At 71.4% G+C, this 16126-nt stretch carries 19 protein-coding genes; 11 read left to right on the top strand and 8 right to left on the bottom strand.

Annotated features, from left to right (window positions below; all coding sequences use genetic code 11):
• Nucleotides 1-19 precede the first annotated feature (19 nt).
• Nucleotides 20-1471 (bottom strand): NCS2 family permease, encoded by a 1452-nt coding sequence (locus SRB5_RS07025; protein WP_153450561.1) that lies wholly within the window; start codon nucleotides 1469-1471, stop codon nucleotides 20-22.
• Between the two features lie 339 nt (nucleotides 1472-1810).
• On the opposite strand from SRB5_RS07025, the gene SRB5_RS07020 reads away from it, so the two are divergent.
• Both SRB5_RS07020 and SRB5_RS07015 read left to right on the top strand, forming a co-directional pair.
• A complete protein-coding gene (locus SRB5_RS07020; RefSeq protein ID WP_228389857.1) occupies nucleotides 1811-2404 on the top strand; it encodes a helix-turn-helix domain-containing protein in 594 nt (197 codons plus the stop codon).
• Between the two features lie 218 nt (nucleotides 2405-2622).
• The gene (locus SRB5_RS07015; RefSeq protein ID WP_153450559.1) at nucleotides 2623-3459 is read left to right on the top strand and encodes an AraC family transcriptional regulator; all 837 of its coding nucleotides are present in this window, start codon (nucleotides 2623-2625) and stop codon (nucleotides 3457-3459) included.
• 7 nt (nucleotides 3460-3466) lie between these two features.
• Here SRB5_RS07015 and SRB5_RS07010 read toward each other — a convergent pair whose 3' ends face one another.
• Nucleotides 3467-4021: a CGNR zinc finger domain-containing protein gene (locus SRB5_RS07010; RefSeq protein WP_153450558.1), complete on the bottom strand. Its 555-nt coding sequence runs from the start codon at nucleotides 4019-4021 to the stop codon at nucleotides 3467-3469.
• A gap of 118 nt (nucleotides 4022-4139) precedes the next feature.
• Here SRB5_RS07010 and SRB5_RS07005 point away from each other — a divergent pair, with 118 nt between their 5' ends.
• The 3 genes from SRB5_RS07005 (at nucleotide 4140) to SRB5_RS06995 (ending at nucleotide 6243) form a co-directional block, all read left to right on the top strand.
• Nucleotides 4140-4604: a VOC family protein gene (locus SRB5_RS07005; RefSeq protein ID WP_153450557.1), complete on the top strand. Its 465-nt coding sequence runs from the start codon at nucleotides 4140-4142 to the stop codon at nucleotides 4602-4604.
• Nucleotides 4605-4614: 10 nt separating this feature from the next.
• A complete protein-coding gene (locus tag SRB5_RS07000; protein ID WP_153450556.1) occupies nucleotides 4615-5487 on the top strand; it encodes a pyridoxamine 5'-phosphate oxidase family protein in 873 nt (290 codons plus the stop codon).
• Nucleotides 5488-5592: 105 nt separating this feature from the next.
• A complete protein-coding gene (locus tag SRB5_RS06995) occupies nucleotides 5593-6243 on the top strand; it encodes a class I SAM-dependent methyltransferase (protein WP_153450555.1) in 651 nt (216 codons plus the stop codon).
• A gap of 55 nt (nucleotides 6244-6298) precedes the next feature.
• Here SRB5_RS06995 and SRB5_RS06990 read toward each other — a convergent pair whose 3' ends face one another.
• Complete coding sequence (locus tag SRB5_RS06990) at nucleotides 6299-6547, bottom strand: winged helix-turn-helix domain-containing protein (RefSeq protein WP_153450554.1); 249 nt, start codon at nucleotides 6545-6547, stop codon at nucleotides 6299-6301.
• Between the two features lie 38 nt (nucleotides 6548-6585).
• Nucleotides 6586-6807 (bottom strand): winged helix-turn-helix domain-containing protein, encoded by a 222-nt coding sequence (locus SRB5_RS06985; RefSeq protein ID WP_153450553.1) that lies wholly within the window; start codon nucleotides 6805-6807, stop codon nucleotides 6586-6588.
• Nucleotides 6808-7029: 222 nt separating this feature from the next.
• On the opposite strand from SRB5_RS06985, the gene SRB5_RS06980 reads away from it, so the two are divergent.
• The gene (locus SRB5_RS06980; RefSeq protein WP_153450552.1) at nucleotides 7030-7398 is read left to right on the top strand and encodes a hypothetical protein; all 369 of its coding nucleotides are present in this window, start codon (nucleotides 7030-7032) and stop codon (nucleotides 7396-7398) included.
• Nucleotides 7399-7502: 104 nt separating this feature from the next.
• On the opposite strand, the gene SRB5_RS06975 is transcribed toward SRB5_RS06980, so the two are convergent.
• Nucleotides 7503-7988, bottom strand: a complete 486-nt coding sequence (locus tag SRB5_RS06975) for a GNAT family N-acetyltransferase (RefSeq protein WP_323377209.1) — start codon at nucleotides 7986-7988, stop codon at nucleotides 7503-7505.
• Between the two features lie 17 nt (nucleotides 7989-8005).
• Entirely contained in the window at nucleotides 8006-8581 is a 576-nt protein-coding gene (locus SRB5_RS37025) for a TetR/AcrR family transcriptional regulator (protein ID WP_153450551.1), read from the bottom strand.
• A gap of 131 nt (nucleotides 8582-8712) precedes the next feature.
• On the opposite strand from SRB5_RS37025, the gene SRB5_RS06965 reads away from it, so the two are divergent.
• Genes SRB5_RS06965 through SRB5_RS06950 form a run of 4 tightly spaced genes read left to right on the top strand, consistent with a single transcriptional unit; the run spans nucleotide 8713 to nucleotide 12178 of the window.
• Complete coding sequence (locus SRB5_RS06965; RefSeq protein ID WP_153450550.1) at nucleotides 8713-8880, top strand: hypothetical protein; 168 nt, start codon at nucleotides 8713-8715, stop codon at nucleotides 8878-8880.
• The gene (locus tag SRB5_RS06960; protein WP_153450549.1) at nucleotides 8880-9809 is read left to right on the top strand and encodes an ATP-binding cassette domain-containing protein; all 930 of its coding nucleotides are present in this window, start codon (nucleotides 8880-8882) and stop codon (nucleotides 9807-9809) included. Before SRB5_RS06965 ends, SRB5_RS06960 begins: the two co-directional genes overlap by 1 nt.
• Before the next feature lie 11 nt (nucleotides 9810-9820).
• Nucleotides 9821-10633: an ABC transporter permease subunit gene (locus SRB5_RS06955; RefSeq protein ID WP_153450548.1), complete on the top strand. Its 813-nt coding sequence runs from the start codon at nucleotides 9821-9823 to the stop codon at nucleotides 10631-10633.
• 30 nt (nucleotides 10634-10663) lie between these two features.
• Nucleotides 10664-12178 (top strand): cytochrome P450, encoded by a 1515-nt coding sequence (locus tag SRB5_RS06950; RefSeq protein ID WP_153450547.1) that lies wholly within the window; start codon nucleotides 10664-10666, stop codon nucleotides 12176-12178.
• Here SRB5_RS06950 and SRB5_RS06945 read toward each other — a convergent pair.
• On the bottom strand, nucleotides 12164-13342 hold the full coding sequence (locus tag SRB5_RS06945; protein ID WP_323377293.1) for an MFS transporter: 1179 nt from the start codon (nucleotides 13340-13342) through the stop codon (nucleotides 12164-12166). The two genes, SRB5_RS06950 and SRB5_RS06945, sit on opposite strands and share 15 nt — an antisense overlap.
• A 258-nt stretch (nucleotides 13343-13600) precedes the next feature.
• Between SRB5_RS06945 and SRB5_RS36330 the strand changes: the two genes are divergently transcribed.
• Entirely contained in the window at nucleotides 13601-14527 is a 927-nt protein-coding gene (locus SRB5_RS36330) for a hypothetical protein (protein ID WP_228389855.1), read from the top strand.
• 52 nt (nucleotides 14528-14579) lie between these two features.
• Here the strand turns inward: SRB5_RS36330 and SRB5_RS06935 are convergent, their stop codons facing one another.
• Nucleotides 14580-16109 carry a UDP-N-acetylglucosamine 1-carboxyvinyltransferase gene (locus SRB5_RS06935; protein ID WP_153450546.1) on the bottom strand — a complete coding sequence of 510 codons (1530 nt, stop codon included), beginning with the start codon at nucleotides 16107-16109 and terminating at the stop codon, nucleotides 14580-14582.
• Between the last annotated feature and the right edge of the window lie 17 nt (nucleotides 16110-16126).

The raw sequence follows: 16126 nt of genomic DNA, 5'->3' as shown, positions 1-16126 counted from the left end.
CCGTCCGGCTGTCCGCGGATCAGACCCCGAGGATCTGCTTCAGCGGGTCGATCGCGAAGTACGCCAGGAACAGCAGCGCGGAGCCCCACAGCAGCCAGTGCACCTCGCGGGCCTTGCCCATGACGGTCTTGATGACCACGTAGGAGACGAAGCCGGCGCCGATGCCGTTGGTGATGGAGTACGTGAACGGCATGACGGCGATGGTGAGGAACGCCGGGATGGCGATGTCGTAGCGGTCCCACTCGATGTGCCGGACCTGCGTCATCATCAGGAAGCCCACCGCGACCAGGGCGGGCGCGGCGGCCTGCATCGGGACGATGGTCAGCAGCGGCGCCAGGAACAGCGCCAGGCCGAACAGAGCACCGGTGACGAGGTTCGCGAAACCGGTCCGCGCGCCCTCACCGACACCCGCGGCGGACTCGATGTACGTCGTGGCCGACGACTGCGAGGCGGCACCACCGGCGACGGCGGCCGCGGCGTCGATGAACAGCACGCGGCCCAGACCCGGCACCTGGCCGTTCTCGTCGAGGAGTCCGGCCTCGGCGGTGACACCGACGACCGTGCCCATCGTGTCGAAGAAGTCCGACAGGATGAGGGTGAAGATCAGCAGGACGATGGTCAGCATGCCGACCTCGTCGAAGGAGCCGAGCAGGTCGAACTTGCCGAGCAGCCCGAAGTCGGGGCTGGCGACCGGCTTGTCCGGCAGCGACGGCGTGGTCAGACCCCACGACTTGATGTCGGCGACCTTGTCGATGACGATCGCGACGACCGTCATGGCGACGATGCTGATGAGGATCGCGCCCTTCACCTTGCGGGCGAGCAGCACGATGGTCGTCAGCACACCGAGGCAGAAGACCAGGATCGGCCAGCCCTGCAGGGTGCCGTTGCCCAGCTGCACCGGCACGGTGGTGTTGGCGACGTCCGGGATACGGGTGATGAAGCCGGAGTCCACGAAGCCGATGAAGGCGATGAACAGGCCGATGCCGACGCTGATCGCCTGCTTGAGCGGCTGCGGGATGGCGTGCATGACGGCCTCACGCAGACCGGTCAGCACCAGGACGCAGATGAGCAGACCCTCGAGGACCACCAGGCCCATCGCGTCTTCCCACGACATGAGCGGCGCGATCTGGAAGGCGACGACCGCGTTCAGGCCGAGTCCGGCCGCCAGGGCGAGCGGCAGGTTGCCGCCGAGACCCATGATCACGGTCATCACGCAGGCGACGAGCGCCGTCGCGGTGGCCAGCTGGCCGGCGTCCAGGGTGTCGCCGAACTTGTCCTTGGCGCTGCCCAGGATGATCGGGTTCAGTACCAGGATGTACGCCATCGTGAAGAACGTGGCGAACCCGCCGCGTATCTCCCGGCTGTACGTCGAGCCGCGCTGGCTGATGCGGAAGAGCCGGTCGATGCCACGCCCCTCGCTTCCGCTTGTGGTGGGCGGAGGGGCGGGTGGACCTTGTGTGACGGTGTGCATGACTGCGCTCCTGCAGCGTGGACAGTTGAGGGGGGAGGGCCGCGGCGCCGCGTGCGCAATGCGTGCTAACGCGAACACAGTTCCGGTCGCCCTGCGTGCGGAGTATTACGCATCTTGGGGCGAGGAACAATGACTGCGAGGCAAGGGATGGTTGAAGAGTTGTGTGACGACTCTCGTCGGATCCTCTGAAATGTTCCGTACAACTAGCGGTGACCATTGGATCCACGACGCGTGACTGTCTACGCTCCACCCGTGCACCCAAACCTCCCCTTTAACGCGCGCGCCGCACGCACACTGCGGGTACGACTTGGGTTGACCCCCGGCCATGTCGCTTACGGCATGCGCGCCTCGTACGGCATGACGCACATCACCCCCGACCACATAGCGGCCTGGGAACGCGAGGTCGCCGCCCCCAACTCGAACGAACTCGTCGCCCTTGCCGGCGCCCTGTGGTGTACCCCCCGCGACCTCATGGGGGAACCCCGCACCCTGCACGAACACCGGATCGCCCGGGGTATCCCGGTCGAGGACATCGCCCACGCCGTCGGGATCGACGTCCACGACTACGTCCGGATGGAGGAGTCGGGCCGGTGGTCCGGCAACCGCTTCCAGGTCGAGGCCCTTGGCCGGGCGCTCGGCCTGTCCGGGGCCGAGCTGTTCGCCGTGACCGGGCAGGAAGAGCAGCTGGCACAGCTCCTCACCGAAGCGGTCTCCACCCGCTGGCAAGCCCACATCAAGGAAGTGGAGACGCTTGTCGGCCTGGAAAAACGGGATCTGAAGGGCCCGTTGCGCACCATGCACACCGAGTACCAGACCCTCATCACCGGCACCCTCAGCCGCGCCGGCGGGGCGGCCTCCTCCGGCGACGCCGGCCGCAACTATCTCGACCGTCTCGTCCCGCGGTTCTGGGAGCTGGTCCAGCAGAAGAAGTAACCAAAGCGATACGTGAACACCCCTGGGTACGGGCCCGCACCCCGGCCTGGGAGTGCAGTGCGCGACCCGGTTGTCGTCGTCGTTGCCCGTGGAGAACATCTCCCCGGTGTACAGGCCGCGCGACAGCGCCCGGCCGTGGGTACGGGCCGGTCCGGCGGCGTCCGCCGCGTACACCGGCACCGGCTCGCGGGCCGGTGGACGTGCGCGAGGATGGGCGCATGAGCTTCCCGGACGGCGAACGACAGGACTGGGTGCGCTACTGGCGGGACCCGGCGCGGCCCGTGGAGGCCATGCACGCGCACTACGTCCGGCACGCGTTCCACAAGCACAGCCACGACGCGTACTCCTTCGGCGTCACCGAGGAGGGCGCCCAGGGCTTCCGCTGCCGGGGCGGCGCGCACACCAGCGCGGCGGGCCTGGTGATGACCTTCAACCCGGACGATCCGCACGACGGCCACGCCGCCGCGGCGGTCGGCTACCGGTACCGGATGGTGCACGTCGCCCCCGACGTCGTACGGGAGGTGCTCACCGACGCCCACGGCCCCGCGGCGCCCATGCCGCTGTTCCCGCACCCCGTGCACCACGACGCGGTGCTCCAGCGGGCGCTGCTGCGGCTGCACGCGGCGCTCGCGGCCGGGGAGGACGCGCTGACCAGGGACGAACGGCTGACGGCCGTGGTGCTGGCGATGATCCGCCGCCGCGCGACCCGCTCCCCGGGGCTCCCCGCCGCGCCGGGACACGGGGCGGCGACCGCACGCCGGGCGCGGGCGCTGCTGCGGGAGGGGTACGCGGACGGGTTCTCCGGGGAGGAACTGGCGGCGGCGGTGGGGAGCAGCCGGTTCGCCCTGTACCGGGCCTTTCGGCGGGAGTTCGGGCTGTCGCCGAGCGAGTACCGGCGCCAGTTGCGGCTGCGGGAGGGGCGCCGGCTGCTCGCCGCGGGGGTGGCGCCGGCGGAGGTGGCGGGGGCGGTGGGGTTCGCGGACCAGAGCCATTTCCACCGGTGGTTCGTACGGTGTTACGGGGTCACGCCGGGGGTGTACGCGCGGGGGGCCTGACCTCTGTTCACGCGCGGCGGGAACGGGCGTAGTGCTCGCGGGCCTTGGCCCGGTTGCCGCAGACGGCCATCGAGCACCAGCGGCGGGTGCCGTTCTTGGACACGTCGTAGAAGTGCAGGATGCACGTCGGTCCCGCGCACGCCCTGATCCGCTCGGGCCGGTCGTCGAGCAGGCGCAGATAGTCCTCGGCCGCGACCCAGGCCGGCAGCTGGTGCGGGGCGTCGGTCTCGATCCGCTGCTCCGGCCCGTCGGGGCCGAGTTCGTGCCGGACCCGGCCGTGGGCGAGGACCGCGTTGAGGGCGGGAGGGCCGCCGGGGTCGTCGGGGTGGTCGGCGATCCGGTACAGCGCGGAGCGCGCCGCGAGGAGGGCGTCGAGGGTGGCGGCGTCGGCCCGTACCCCGTTCAGCCGGGCCGCGATCCCGGGGGACGCGAGCCAGACGGCGAGGCCGTCGGTGGAGGTGAGCAGGTCCTGGACCTCGCCGTCCAGCATCCACCGGGTGTTCATCAGGTCGATGGAGACGGGCTCGCCGGTCAGCGGGCGGGGGTCCTGGGTGCTGCTCATGACACCGAGTCTAACCGGTCAAGGGTCGGAAGCAGGTTGACGATGCTCGCACCTAACCTTTAAAGTCGCTTTAAGCGGTTAGGGGGAAAGGCCTCCGACCCCGTACGAGGGCAGGGACATGAGCAGCACTCCGACGTCACTGAAAACCGGGCATGTGGGACTGAACGTCACCGACCTGGACCGGTCGATCGCCTTCTACCGGGCCGTCTTCGGCTTCGAGGTCGGCACCGAGGGCAAGGAGGAGGGACGCAGGTACGCCCTCCTGACCAGGGACGGGCAGATGCTGCTGACGCTGTGGCAGCAGAGCAGTGCGGGGTTCGCCGCCGACCGGGCGGGGCTGCATCATCTGTCGTTCCAGGTCGAGTCGGTCGAGGAGGTTCGGGCGGCGGAGGCGGTCCTGAAGGATCTGGGCGCCGAGTTCGCGTACGAGGGCGTCGTCCCGCACGGCGAGGGCGCGGACTCCGGCGGGATCTTCTTCGGCGACCCCGACGGCGTCCGGCTGGAGATCTACACCCCGTCCGGCGCCGCGGCCGACTCCGGCGAGGCCCCCACCGCGGGCGCTCCGACCTGCGGTTTCTTCTAGGGAGCCGGGGATGGCCACCTACACCACGGGTGAACGGGACGTACAGCACCGCGCCGGCCTGAGCGGTCCCGCCGCCAACGCCCTGCGCGGCATCCGGCCGGCCGTACCGCAGGTGGCCGCCGACTTCCTCGCCGCCCAGCCGATGCTGGTCGTCGGCGCGACGGCCCCCGGCGGCGCGATCTGGGCCACGGTCCTCACGGGGGAGCCGGGCTTCCTGGGGGTCCCGGACCCCGGGGTGCTGACGATCGGGGCCCGGCCCCTGCCGGAGGACCCGCTCGCGGGGGCGCTGGCCGCGCCGGCCGCCAGGCTCGGGTCGATCGCGATCGAGCCGGCCACACGGCGGCGGATGCGGCTGAACGGGGTCTCGCGGCCGGCGGGGGAGGGGCTGCGGGTCCAGCTGGACCAGGTGATCTCGAACTGCCCGAAGTATGTGCAGAAGCGATCATTCACCCGGGTGCCGCCCGGCCCCCGCGCCGCACACCGCGGCGACCGGCTGACGACGGCCCAGCAACTGGCGATCGCGACGGCCGACACGTTCTTCGTCGCCACCGCCTCCCCGGCCGGCGACGCGGACGCCTCCCACCGGGGCGGCAACCCCGGCTTCGTCTCGGTCCTCTCCCCAACCCGCCTGCGCTGGCCGGACTACCGGGGCAACGCCATGTTCCTGACCCTGGGCAACCTGGCCCTGAACCCGTCGGCGGGCCTGGTCTTCCCGGACTGGGACACGGGCACACTGCTCCAGGTCAGCGGCTCGGCGGAGGTCGTGTGGGAGGGGACGGAGCGGTCGGTGGAGCTGGAGGTCCGGGAGGTCAGCGAGATCACGGGGGCGGTGCCGCTGCGGTGGGGGGAGGTGGAGTACTCGCGGTTCAATCCGCCGGTGTGACGCGCTGTGGCAGGGGTCGGCGACGAACGTCTCGTCCGGGAGGCGCGGTCGTCGGCCCATGCCGCCGCTGCGGGCGATCAGTCCTGGGAAACGGTCGCAAACGGCATGGGTGTTAGTTTCCTTCCCGTGCCAGCACACCAGGACGAGACCAGGGCGGCCTACGACGGGGTCGTCGAACTGTATGCGTCGATGTTCACCAGTCGGCTGGAGACGCGGCCGTTCGCGCGAAACATGATCGGCACGTTCGCCGAGCTCGTGCGCGACACGGGGAACCTGCGGGTGGCCGACGTCGGGTGCGGGCCGGGTCATCTCACGGCCATGCTGCACGACTTGGGGCTGGACGCCTTCGGCATCGACCTCTCCCCGGCCATGATCGCCCACGCCCGGCGGTCCGAGCCGGCGCTGAGGTTCGACGAAGGACGAATGGAGGCCCTGCCGGTCGAGGACGGCGCGCTGGGCGGAGTGCTGGCCCACTACTCGGTGATCCACACCCCACCCGAAGAACTGCCCGCCCTACTCGCCGAGCAGGCACGTGTCCTGGCACCGGGAGGCCTGCTCCTGGTGTCCCTCTTCGGGACCGAGGGGCCGGAGCCGGCCCGCTTCGACCACAAGGTGGCGCCCGCGTACAGCTGGCCGGTGGATCAGTTCGCTTCGCTGCTGGCCGGGGCCGGACTCGTCACGGTGGCCCGATTGCTCCACGATCCCGCGACGGAGCGGGGCTTCCTGGACGCCCACGTACTGGCTCGCCGCCCGTAGCTCGTGGTCGGGGCCCAGCCTCCGGGGGCTGCGTTGGATCCCGTTCCACTCTCGATCAGGGAGGCGGTGGCGATGGCAGCGGGTCGGCGACGAATGTCCCCCATCCAGGAGACGCGGTCACCAGCCCTCGCCGCTTCAGGTCGGACATGGCCTTTGCCGCGGTGGAAGGGACGACACCGAACTCGTTGCTGAGGGGCACGGCCCCGGGGAGACGGGACCGCGGCGGGTAGCTGCCGCTCCTGATACGACGTTCCACCTCCGCGGCGATCTGTGACCACGCGGGCCTTGTCGGGTCCAGTTCCATACGCGTCACGCTCGATGCTGCGGCGTAGGGGCGGCGGGCTACGGCAGCGGGTCCGCGACGAACGACCCCTTGTGCGGCAGCGTCTCGATCAGCCCCCGCTCCCGCAGGTCCTGCAACGCGCGCCGGACGGTGCGGTCGGCGACCCCGTAGTGCTCGGCCATCCGGACAATACCCATCAGCGCTCCGCCCGGCGGGATACGGCCGGAACGGATCTCCTGCTCGATCTCACGGGCCACTCGCTGCCACTCGTACTCGGCCATGACACCAGCGTCGCGCGGTATGCCAAGGGCTGCATTGTCGGCACATGGCGCATCGCGGGCGACCATGGCGTACCGTGGTATATATCCAGCGTCCCAGGGCGGCCGGGCAAGGGGCGCGCCTGGGGCTGAGCCGACTGATGGGAGTCGACCTGTGTGGAGCCTCATGGCGGCGGTGCCGGATCCGGATCCGGTTCAAGGTGACTTTTCGGAGGTGATGCCGTGATGCATCAGCCACTGCGGCGGCTGCCGTGGACCGACGAAGGACGCCCCGCCTACGTACCCGTCGGCGACGGGATGGTGAACCGCATCGCCGACGCCATGGAGCTGGAGATCCTGGCCGGGGCGCTACGGGATGCCGGGCGGGCGGAGGATCTGGTCCGGGCGGTGGAGACGTCGCTCGCGGAACTCCGGACGGCGGTGAAGTGGCTGGCCCATGCGTTGCGAGACGCTGTGGATGTCGCCGTGCTGCGGGGTGAGCGGCTTGGAGTCGAAGAAGGGAAGCCATTGGAAGTCCCGTCTACGTCAGCGGGTCCTGGCCTCGTCGGCCAGTCGATCCAGGTGATGCTCGGGGCAGACGGCGCAGGTCGCTGAGGGCTGTTGAAGGGCAAGGCCGTCGGCTGAGGTTGGATCCGCTCGCCCATTGTCGAGGCAACCTCAGCCGTCAACCCTGGCTGGTGCGCTGTCGAAGGGCGAGCTCAACCCGCCTGTTCCACGACGCGAAAACGCAGGCGGGACTTGGCGGCCGGAACCTCCGGAGGGATCTTCCGTACCCGTTCCACCGGCCCCTCGGACACAGCCTCCGCCAGCGTCGGCCACAAGCGGGCAGCAGGGACGTTGTGCTCCAGGAAGGCCAGCGTCCACACGCCCGGGTGGCGTTGGAACAGTTGGCGGGCGGCCGTTGACGCCGTTCCGCGGCGGCGGTGGCCGCGTGCGACGAAGAACTCGCTCACGTTCCAGGCGCCGTCGTCGCCGGGGACGTCGCAGCGGATCAGGGCGAAGCCCGCCAGGAGGCCGTCCGCCGTGATCAGGTACGCCTCGCGGTTCGCGGATGTGAAGTAGTCGTCCAGCCAGGGGTAGTCGAATGCGCCCTCCGGGGTCAGCTCCGTCGGCTGGAACTCCGAGAAGTCGTGCAGGTGCAGCTGCAGCAGCCGCTCGAGGATGGGTCTGTCCGCGGTGGTCACGGGTACGGTCCGTACGTTCACGCGGGTGCCCGGAGCCCGCTCAGCGTGAGCGTGACCAGGCGCTCCACCGCCGACGGTGTGTCCAGCGTGCTCGCCGCCGAGAGGGCGTGGAGGGTGTACGTCGCCAGTTCGTCCGGGGGGATGTCCCGGCGGACGTCCCCCGTCCCGGCCGCGTCCGCGATCAGGTCGCGGACGAATTCCCTGAGGTGTTCGTGGGCCGCCGCCACGTGTTCGCCGCTGTGGAGGAGCGCGTTGAGGCGGGGGTCGTGGGCGCGGCGGTGGGAGGTCGCCGTCGCGTAGCCGGTGAGGACCGCCTCGAGGCGGTTCAGCGGGCCCGGGGTGCGGTCGCGGATCTCCAGCAGGCGCCGGAGGTGGTCGTCGATCTGCCGGTCGTGCCACGCCCGGAGGATCGCCTCGACGTCCGGGAAGTGGCGGTACAGCGTCGCCCGTCCGATGCCGGTGGACTTCGCGATCTGCGACATCGTCACGCCCGTGAGCCCGTGTTCGGCGACCAGGGCCGCCGTGGCGTCCAGGGTGGCGTCGCGGACGGCGTCCCGGTGCGCCGCGATCGTCTCGCTCCAGATTTTCGGCATGCCGTCATCGTACGACGTGGATCCGTACACCTCGACCAGGTGAGAACAGTCTGACTTGACTCGGACACTCTGTATCGAAAAAACTGGGGACCGTTCGCGTCACCGAGACGTGCCGACTTACGGAGTTCCCCATGCCCGGACTGCCCTCCCACCCCGACACCGCGTCCGCCGACGACCCCGTGCGCCCCGGCTGGTCCCGCGCCCGCAAGCTGACCGTCGCCGCCCTGCTCCTCGCGGTGCTGGTGCTCGTCGCCGTCCTGCATCTGAGCGGCGTCATCGGCGGCGGGGAGGGCCACTGATGATCGAGGCCACCGGGCTCACCAAGCGGTACGGGAGCGTCACGGCCGTCGACGGCCTGTCGTTCACCGTGCCTCCCGGGGCCGTGACCGGGTTCCTCGGCCCCAACGGGTCGGGGAAGTCCACGACCATGCGGATGATCATGGGGCTGGACGCGCCGACCGCGGGCGCCGTCACCGTCGGCGGCCGCCCGTACACCGGCTACCGGCGCCCCCTGCGCGCCGTCGGAGCGCTGCTCGACGCCACGGCCGTGGCCGGCGGCCGGTCCGCCGTCAGCCATCTGCGCTGGCTGGCCCTCAGCAATGGCATCCCCCGCGCACGCGTCGGCGAGGTGCTGCGCCAGGTCGGCCTGGCCACCGCGGCGCGCCAGCACGTCGGCGGCTTCTCCCTCGGCATGGCGCAGCGCCTCGGCATCGCCGCCGCGCTGCTCGGGGACCCGCCGGTGCTGATGTTCGACGAGCCGGTCAACGGCCTGGACCCGGACGGCGTCGCCTGGATCCGTACGCTGCTCAAGTCCCTGGCCGCCGAGGGCCGCACGGTGTTCCTCTCCAGCCATCTGATGAGCGAGATGGCGCTGACCGCCGACCGCCTGGTCATCATCGGCGGCGGCCGGCTGATCGCCGAGACCACCGTGGACGCCCTCCTCGCCTCCGGCGCCGGCAATGCCGTACGGGTCCGCTCCGCCGACGCCGGCACCCTCGCCGCCGTACTGGCCGAACGCGGCGCCACCGTCACCACCGAGCCCGACGGCGCGCTGCGGATCGCCGGCGCGAGCGTGGACGAGGTCGGCGAGGTGGCGCGGGTTCGGGGCCTCGGGCTGCTGGAGCTGTCGCAGCAGCGGATGTCCCTGGAGCAGCGCTACATGGAGCTGACCCGCGAGGCCACCGAATACCGGGCCGACACCGCTTCCGTACCCGCCACCCGACAGTGAGGGGCCGTCTCATGACCGCCGTCACCGCGCCCCCGGCGACCGGACGCCGCCGGGGCGACTTCACGAACGTACTGCGCGCCGAGTTCCACAAGCTCACCACGGTCCGCTCCACCTACTGGACCCTGCTGGTCGCCGGCGCCTCGAACATCGCCTTCGCCGCCCTCGCCGCCGCGGTCCTGGCGCCCCGGCTCGACAAGTCCGACCTCGCCCACGTCGACGTCGTCCAGCTAGCCCTCGCCGGACTGCACGTCTCCCAGGTCGCGTTCGGGGTCCTCGGCACGCTGTTCGTCACCGCCGAGTACAGCTCCGGGATGATCCGTACGACGCTGGCCGCCGTCCCCCGCCGCCGCAGCGTCCTGACGGCGAAGGCCGCCGTCTTCGCCGGCGTCGCACTCGTCACGTCCACCGTGTCCACGTTCGCCGCCTACCTCGCCTTCCGGGCGGCCCTTCCCCCGGACACCCTGACCGGCACCGCGCTGTCGGACCCGGGGGTGGCCCGGGCGGTGTTCGGGGGCGGGCTGTATCTGACGGTGTTCGGGCTGTTCGGGCTCGGGCTCGGGGTGCTGCTGCGGTCGTCGGCCGGGGCCATCGCGACGCTGCTCGGGGTGCTGTTCGTACCGAACCTGCTGCTGAACCTGCTGCCGGGGGCGTGGAAGACGACCGTCGGCCCGTACGTACCCATGCAGTCGGGCGGCCAGATCTACGTCGCCGCCCACCAGGAGGCCGCGAGCCTCGCCCCGTGGACGGGGTTCGGCGTGTTCTGCCTGTACGCCGCCGCGGCCCTGGCCGCGGGATTCGCCGTCGTCGACCGCCGTGACGCCTGAGCGCGCCGTACGAGAGAGGAACCCGAGCCCATGCCCGCCTCCGAAGCCAGGATCCCCACCGACCGGGCCGAGCGCTATCTGGCGCAGCTGTGCACACACACCGACAAGCTGAGCCGGACGGACCCGGGTCACGGCCACGACCTGATACCGAAGAGCGTCGGGCACGGCGTCATCGACTTCGGCGACGGACGCTGCACCCTGTCCGCCGACGACGAGCACCTCGTCCTGCGCGCCGAGGCCGCCGACCCGCGGCAACTGGCCCGTATCCAGGAGGCGTTCACCCACCGACTGCAGACCATCGCCCGGCTGACGCCGCTCTGGCGGCCCGTACCGGACGCGACGGAGATCGCCCTGGCCCTGCTGGGGCCCGATGGCCGTGCCGACCCGTACCCGCTGTACGCGGCGCTCCACCGGGCCGGCCCGGTGTCGGCCGTCGGCGGCGGCACGTTCCTGATCGGCGGATACGCGGCCGTCAACCAGGTGTTGCGCGATCCCGGATTCGGGCTGCCGGACGGCCCGGCGGGCGAGCCCGACGCGCTGCGTTCACTGAGCCGCTCCATCCTGCGGACCAACCCGCCCGACCACGGCCGGATGCGTTCCCTGATCGCCCAGGTGTTCACCCCGCGCCGGATCGCCCTGCTGCGGCCACGGATCGAGGCCGCCGTGGACGTCCTCCTCGACCGGCTGGGCGAGTCCACGGCCGACGGGCGGACCGTCGACTTCATGGACGCCTTCGCCTACCAGCTGCCAGTCACCGTCATCTGCGAACTCCTCGGCGTCCCCCCGGCCGACCGCCACCGCTTCCGCCGGCTGGCGTCCGACCTGACCGTGGCCCTGGAACTCTCCGACGACGCCACCCGCCCCGCCGGCCCCGCCGACGAGGCCGCCCGCGAACTCGCCGCCTACTTCGCCCCGCTGATCGCCGGCCGCCGCGCGGAACCCGGCGGGGACGACCTGGTCAGCGCCCTGGTGGCCGCCAGGGACGCGGACGACGGCCGGCTGTCCGACGAGGAACTGCTCGCCAACCTCATCCTGCTGCTGGTCGCCGGCTTCGAGACCACCACGGACCTGCTCGGCAACGGCCTGGCGATCCTCCTCGACCGCCCGGACCTCGCGGCGGCGCCGGCCGCCGGGCGGATCGCGGCGGAGGGCTTCGTCGAGGAGGTGCTGCGGTACGACTCCCCGGTCCAGCTCACCACCCGGGTCGCCCGCGCCGCCGGCCTCACCGTCGCGGGCGTCCCCGTGCCGGAGGGCAGCAGCGTGGCCCTGCTCCTGGGCGCCGCGAACCGCGACCCGGCCCGCTACCCGGACGCCGACACCTTCGACCCCACCCGTACGGACGTCAGGCCCCTCAGCTTCGGCGCCGGCCCGCACATCTGCCTCGGCAACAACCTGGCCCGGCTCGAGGCGGTCACGGCCTTCCCCCGCCTGCTGACCCGCTTCCCCGCGCTGACGCCGGACCCCACCACGGCGCCCGTGCGCCGCGACCGGCTCGTCCTGCGCGGCTACCAGAGGCTCCCGGTCCGCCGCTCAGCCGGCGGATGAGGGCCGCGGACGCAGCGCCGACGCCCCCGCGGCGACCAGCAGGATCAGCACCGCCGGGATGACCAGCGCCGTCGGGAGGCCCGTGACCGTGCTCGCCGCGCCCACCACCACCGGGCCGATCAGGAAGCCCGTGTAGCCGAGGCCCACCACCAGGGCCAGGGCCGCGCCCGCCTGGGACGGGTTGCGGCGGCCGGCGGCCGAGATCACCTGAGGGGCTATGCACGCCATGCCGGCGCCCAGGCAGGCGAAGCCCGCTATGCCGGCGGCGGGGTGGCCGATGGCCAGGGCCGTGAGCAGGCCCGTCGAGGCCAGGACGCTGCTGGCGCGGACCAGGCGGACGGGGCCCAGGGCGGCGGCGAGGCGGTCGCCCGCCAGGCGGCCCGCCGTCATCGCGGCGGCGAACGCGGCGTACGCGAAGGCCGCCACGTCCGTCGAGCTGCCCAGGTTGTCGTGGAGGTACACCGCGCTCCAGTCGGCCGCCGTGCCCTCGCCGACCAGGGTGCACATCACCAGGACGCCCATGAACACCAGACCGAGGGAGGCGGTACGGGACTTCCCCGCCCCGTCCGCCGCGGTCCGGGGCGCGGGGGCCGACGGCAGCAGCCACGCCGCCGACCAGCACGCCAGCAGCACCACCCCGGTGCCGACCGCGACGAATGTAGCCCCGACGCCCACCTGCTGCCGGGCCAGCACACCCCCCGCCGCCGCGCCGAGGAAACCCCCGATGCTGTACACGGCGTGGCACGACGACATCACCGGCCGCCCCCACGCGCCCTCCACCTGCAGCGCGCTGGTGTTCATCGCGATGTTCAGCGTCCCGTGGGTGAGCCCGAACAGAAACAGCGCCACGACCAGCGCCGCCAGCGACCCCACGTACGCCGGAGGCATCAGCAGCAGCCCCTCCAGTACGGCCGCCGGCACCAGCAGCCGCTTGCTCCCGAACCGGTCCGTGAGCCGCCCGAGGACCATCATCCCGGCGATCGCCCCGGCGGAGAACGCCAGCAGCGCCACGCTCAGCCGCCCGTCGCTGAGCCCGATCCCGTTCTTCACGTCGGGAATGCGACTGGTCCACGTCCCGAGCGCGGTCCCGAACAGCAGGAACACCAGCGAGGTCGCGATCCGCGCCCGCAGCAGCGTACGCCGGTCGTACAGCTCGACGGACACGGTCAAGGCCCCCTCTCCCCGCGGCCCGGCGAAGGATCCGCGTCGGGAGCGGGGCGGTGCCGCGCCCCAGAGTCAACGTCACGCCGTAGTAGGCGTCAAGACCGACTCCGGGCCGTGGGCGAGGTGCCGGTGGTGAGGGCGAGCAGGGTGTGACCGGTTTTGCACTGCCGCCACATAGTTGAATACGGAACAATTTTCTCCGGCAATCAGCCGCCGGCGCCTCCCCGGCGCCGTCATCCGCAGGAGAGGGTGGGTTGTATGTCCAACCGCTGGACGGGATTACGCAGGGCAGCCGCCGCGACCATGGCCGCGGCCCTGATCGGCCTCGGCGCCGGGACGGCGAACGCCGCACCGAAGCCGCTGGAGTGGCCTCCGGTGCAGCCGGGCGCGTACCTCTACACGGGCGTCATGGGCTCCGGCACGGTGACCCAGGTCGACCTCGACGACGTCGGCACCTGCCACACGCTGGACACGCCGGTCCTCTCGTCCCAGATCGTTTCCGACCCCGAGATGCTGAACATCTGGAACGGGCCCGACTGCACCGGCAGCCAGATGTTCAACTCCGCCGGCAAGCCGACGAACATGAGCTTCCAGTACGCGATGTGGAGCTACCGCGTGGTGCTGCCGGCGTACTTCCCCCCGCCGACGGACGGCGCGGTCCTCTACCCCGCCGAGCAGGGCCAGGGTCCGGCGACCGAGGTCGACCTCGACGACGTCGGCACCTGCCACACGCTGGCCGCGCCGGCCCTGTCGTACCAGAACGGCGCCGACTCCGCGGACATGGAGCTGTTCGCCGAGGCCGGCTGCGGCATCGAGAGCGGTCGCGTGTGGCGTGCCGGAGAGACGACCGGCCGCAACCTGGAGATCCCGGGGGCGTTGAGCTACCGCGTGGTTCCCGCGGCGGACTGGCCCGCGTTCAAGGAAGGCGCGTACCTCTACTCGGGTACCAACGGCACGGGCACGGAGACCGAGGTCGACATCCACGCCGACCCGGGCACCTGCCACACGCTGGCCGCGCCGGTCCTCTCCGACATGGTGGTCGTCGAGGGCAACACGCACCTGGAGCTGTTCACCGGGACCGACTGCACCAGCCGCGTCCCCGGCCTGTCCGGGTGGCGGACCGGTACGCTGGCCATGGGGAACTTCTCGTGGGCGATGCGGAGTTACCGGCTGATCCCGCTCTGACACCGCGCACCGCGTGCCCGTCCCGGCCGGGACGGGCACGCCGGGGTGTCGCTCAGATGTCCCGGAACGTCTCGATTCGCGCCCCCACCGAGTTGAGGCGGTCCGCCAGGGACTCGTAACCCCGGTTGATCACGTACACGTTGCGCAGCACCGAGGTGCCTTCCGCCGCCATCATGCCGAGCAGGACCACCACCGCGGGGCGCAGGGCAGGGGGGCACATCATCTCCGTCTCGCGCCAGCGCGTGGGGCCCTCGACCAGGACGCGGTGCGGGTCGAGGAGCTGCACCGAGGCGCCGAGGCGGGTGAGTTCCGTGAGGTAGATCGCGCGGTTGTCGTAGACCCAGTCGTGGATCAGCGTGGAGCCCTGGGCCGAGGCCGCGATCGCCGCGAAGAACGGGACGTTGTCGATGTTCAGGCCCGGGAACGGCATCGGGTGGATCTTGTCGATCGGGGCCTGGAGCTTCGAGGGGCGGACCGTGAGGTCGACGAGGCGGGTACGGGCGTTGTCCGCCGCGTACTCCGGGCCCCGGTCCAGGTCCAGGCCCATCTCCTCCAGCACCGCCAGCTCGATCTCCATGAACTCCGCCGGCACCCGCCGGATCGTCAGCTCCGAGGACGTGACGACCGCCGCGGCCAGCAAGCTCATCGCCTCGACCGGGTCCTCGGAGGGGGAGTAGTCGACGTCGCGGTCGATGTGGCGCACACCGCGGACCGTCAGCGTCGTGGTGCCGATGCCGTCGATCTCCACGCCCAGCTGCTCCAGGAAGAAGCACAGGTCCTGGACCATGTAGTTGGAGCTGGCGTTGCGGATGACCGTGGTGCCCTCGTGCCGCGCGGCGGCCATCAGCGCGTTCTCGGTCACCGTGTCGCCGCGCTCGGTCAGCACGATCGGCCGCCCCGGCGCGATGCCCGGCTCGACCGCCGCGTGGTACGTGCCGTCCGTGGCCGTGATGTCCAGGCCGAAGTGGCGCAGCGCGCTCATGTGCGGCTGCACGGTACGGGTGCCGAGGTCGCAGCCGCCCGCGTACGGCAGCTTGAAGTGGTCCATCCGGTGCAGCAGCGGACCGAGGAACATGATGATGCTGCGCGTACGCACCGCCGCGTCGGCGTCGACGGCCGTCAGGTCCAGCTCGGCCGGCTGGGTGATCTCCAGATCGCTGCCGTCGTTGATCCAGCGGGCCTTCACCCCGATGCTGTTCAGCACCTCGAGGATCCGGTAGACCTCCTCGATCCGGGCCACCTTGCGCAGCACCGTACGACCGGAGTTCAGCAGAGACGCGCAGAGCAGTGCGACACACGCGTTCTTGCTCGTCTTGACGTCGATGGCGCCGGAGAGCCGGCGACCGCCCGACACCCTGAGATGCATAGGACCCGCCGTGCCGAGGGAGACGATCTCGCTGTCCAGGGCCTCGCCGATCCGGGCGATCATGTCGAGGGAGATGTTCTGGTGGCCGCGTTCGATCCGGTTGACCGCGCTCTGGCTGGTACCGAGGGCTTCGGCGAGGTGGTTCTGGGTCCATCCGCGGTGCTGCCGGGCGTTACGGATGAGCTTGCCGATGCGTACGAGGTAGTCGTCTGCCATACGCGGAACGTATATCA

This window comes from Streptomyces smaragdinus (assembly GCF_009604385.1).
Taxonomy (GTDB): domain Bacteria; phylum Actinomycetota; class Actinomycetes; order Streptomycetales; family Streptomycetaceae; genus Streptomyces; species Streptomyces smaragdinus.
Note: the sequence above shows the minus strand (reverse complement) of the source record. Positions and strands in the feature narration are given on the sequence as shown.

Bases quoted from the DNA above. Each gene is read 5' to 3' on its own strand.
- SRB5_RS37025 (WP_153450551.1), bottom strand. From the start codon at position 8,581: ATGCCGAAAATCTGGAGCGAGACGATCGCGGCGCACCGGGACGCCGTC.
- SRB5_RS06955 (WP_153450548.1), top strand. From the start codon at position 9,821: ATGACCGCCGTCACCGCGCCCCCGGCGACCGGACGCCGCCGGGGCGAC.
- SRB5_RS07025 (WP_153450561.1), bottom strand. From the start codon at position 1,471: ATGCACACCGTCACACAAGGTCCACCCGCCCCTCCGCCCACCACAAGC.
- SRB5_RS06995 (WP_153450555.1), top strand. From the start codon at position 5,593: ATGGGTGTTAGTTTCCTTCCCGTGCCAGCACACCAGGACGAGACCAGG.
- SRB5_RS07005 (WP_153450557.1), top strand. From the start codon at position 4,140: ATGAGCAGCACTCCGACGTCACTGAAAACCGGGCATGTGGGACTGAAC.
- SRB5_RS06960 (WP_153450549.1), top strand. From the start codon at position 8,880: ATGATCGAGGCCACCGGGCTCACCAAGCGGTACGGGAGCGTCACGGCC.
- SRB5_RS06935 (WP_153450546.1), bottom strand. From the start codon at position 16,109: ATGGCAGACGACTACCTCGTACGCATCGGCAAGCTCATCCGTAACGCC.
- SRB5_RS07010 (WP_153450558.1), bottom strand. From the start codon at position 4,021: ATGAGCAGCACCCAGGACCCCCGCCCGCTGACCGGCGAGCCCGTCTCC.
- SRB5_RS06990 (WP_153450554.1), bottom strand. From the start codon at position 6,547: ATGGAACTGGACCCGACAAGGCCCGCGTGGTCACAGATCGCCGCGGAG.
- SRB5_RS07015 (WP_153450559.1), top strand. From the start codon at position 2,623: ATGAGCTTCCCGGACGGCGAACGACAGGACTGGGTGCGCTACTGGCGG.
- SRB5_RS06985 (WP_153450553.1), bottom strand. From the start codon at position 6,807: ATGGCCGAGTACGAGTGGCAGCGAGTGGCCCGTGAGATCGAGCAGGAG.
- SRB5_RS06950 (WP_153450547.1), top strand. From the start codon at position 10,664: ATGCCCGCCTCCGAAGCCAGGATCCCCACCGACCGGGCCGAGCGCTAT.
- SRB5_RS06980 (WP_153450552.1), top strand. From the start codon at position 7,030: ATGCATCAGCCACTGCGGCGGCTGCCGTGGACCGACGAAGGACGCCCC.
- SRB5_RS07020 (WP_228389857.1), top strand. From the start codon at position 1,811: ATGCGCGCCTCGTACGGCATGACGCACATCACCCCCGACCACATAGCG.
- SRB5_RS36330 (WP_228389855.1), top strand. From the start codon at position 13,601: ATGTCCAACCGCTGGACGGGATTACGCAGGGCAGCCGCCGCGACCATG.
- SRB5_RS07000 (WP_153450556.1), top strand. From the start codon at position 4,615: ATGGCCACCTACACCACGGGTGAACGGGACGTACAGCACCGCGCCGGC.
- SRB5_RS06965 (WP_153450550.1), top strand. From the start codon at position 8,713: ATGCCCGGACTGCCCTCCCACCCCGACACCGCGTCCGCCGACGACCCC.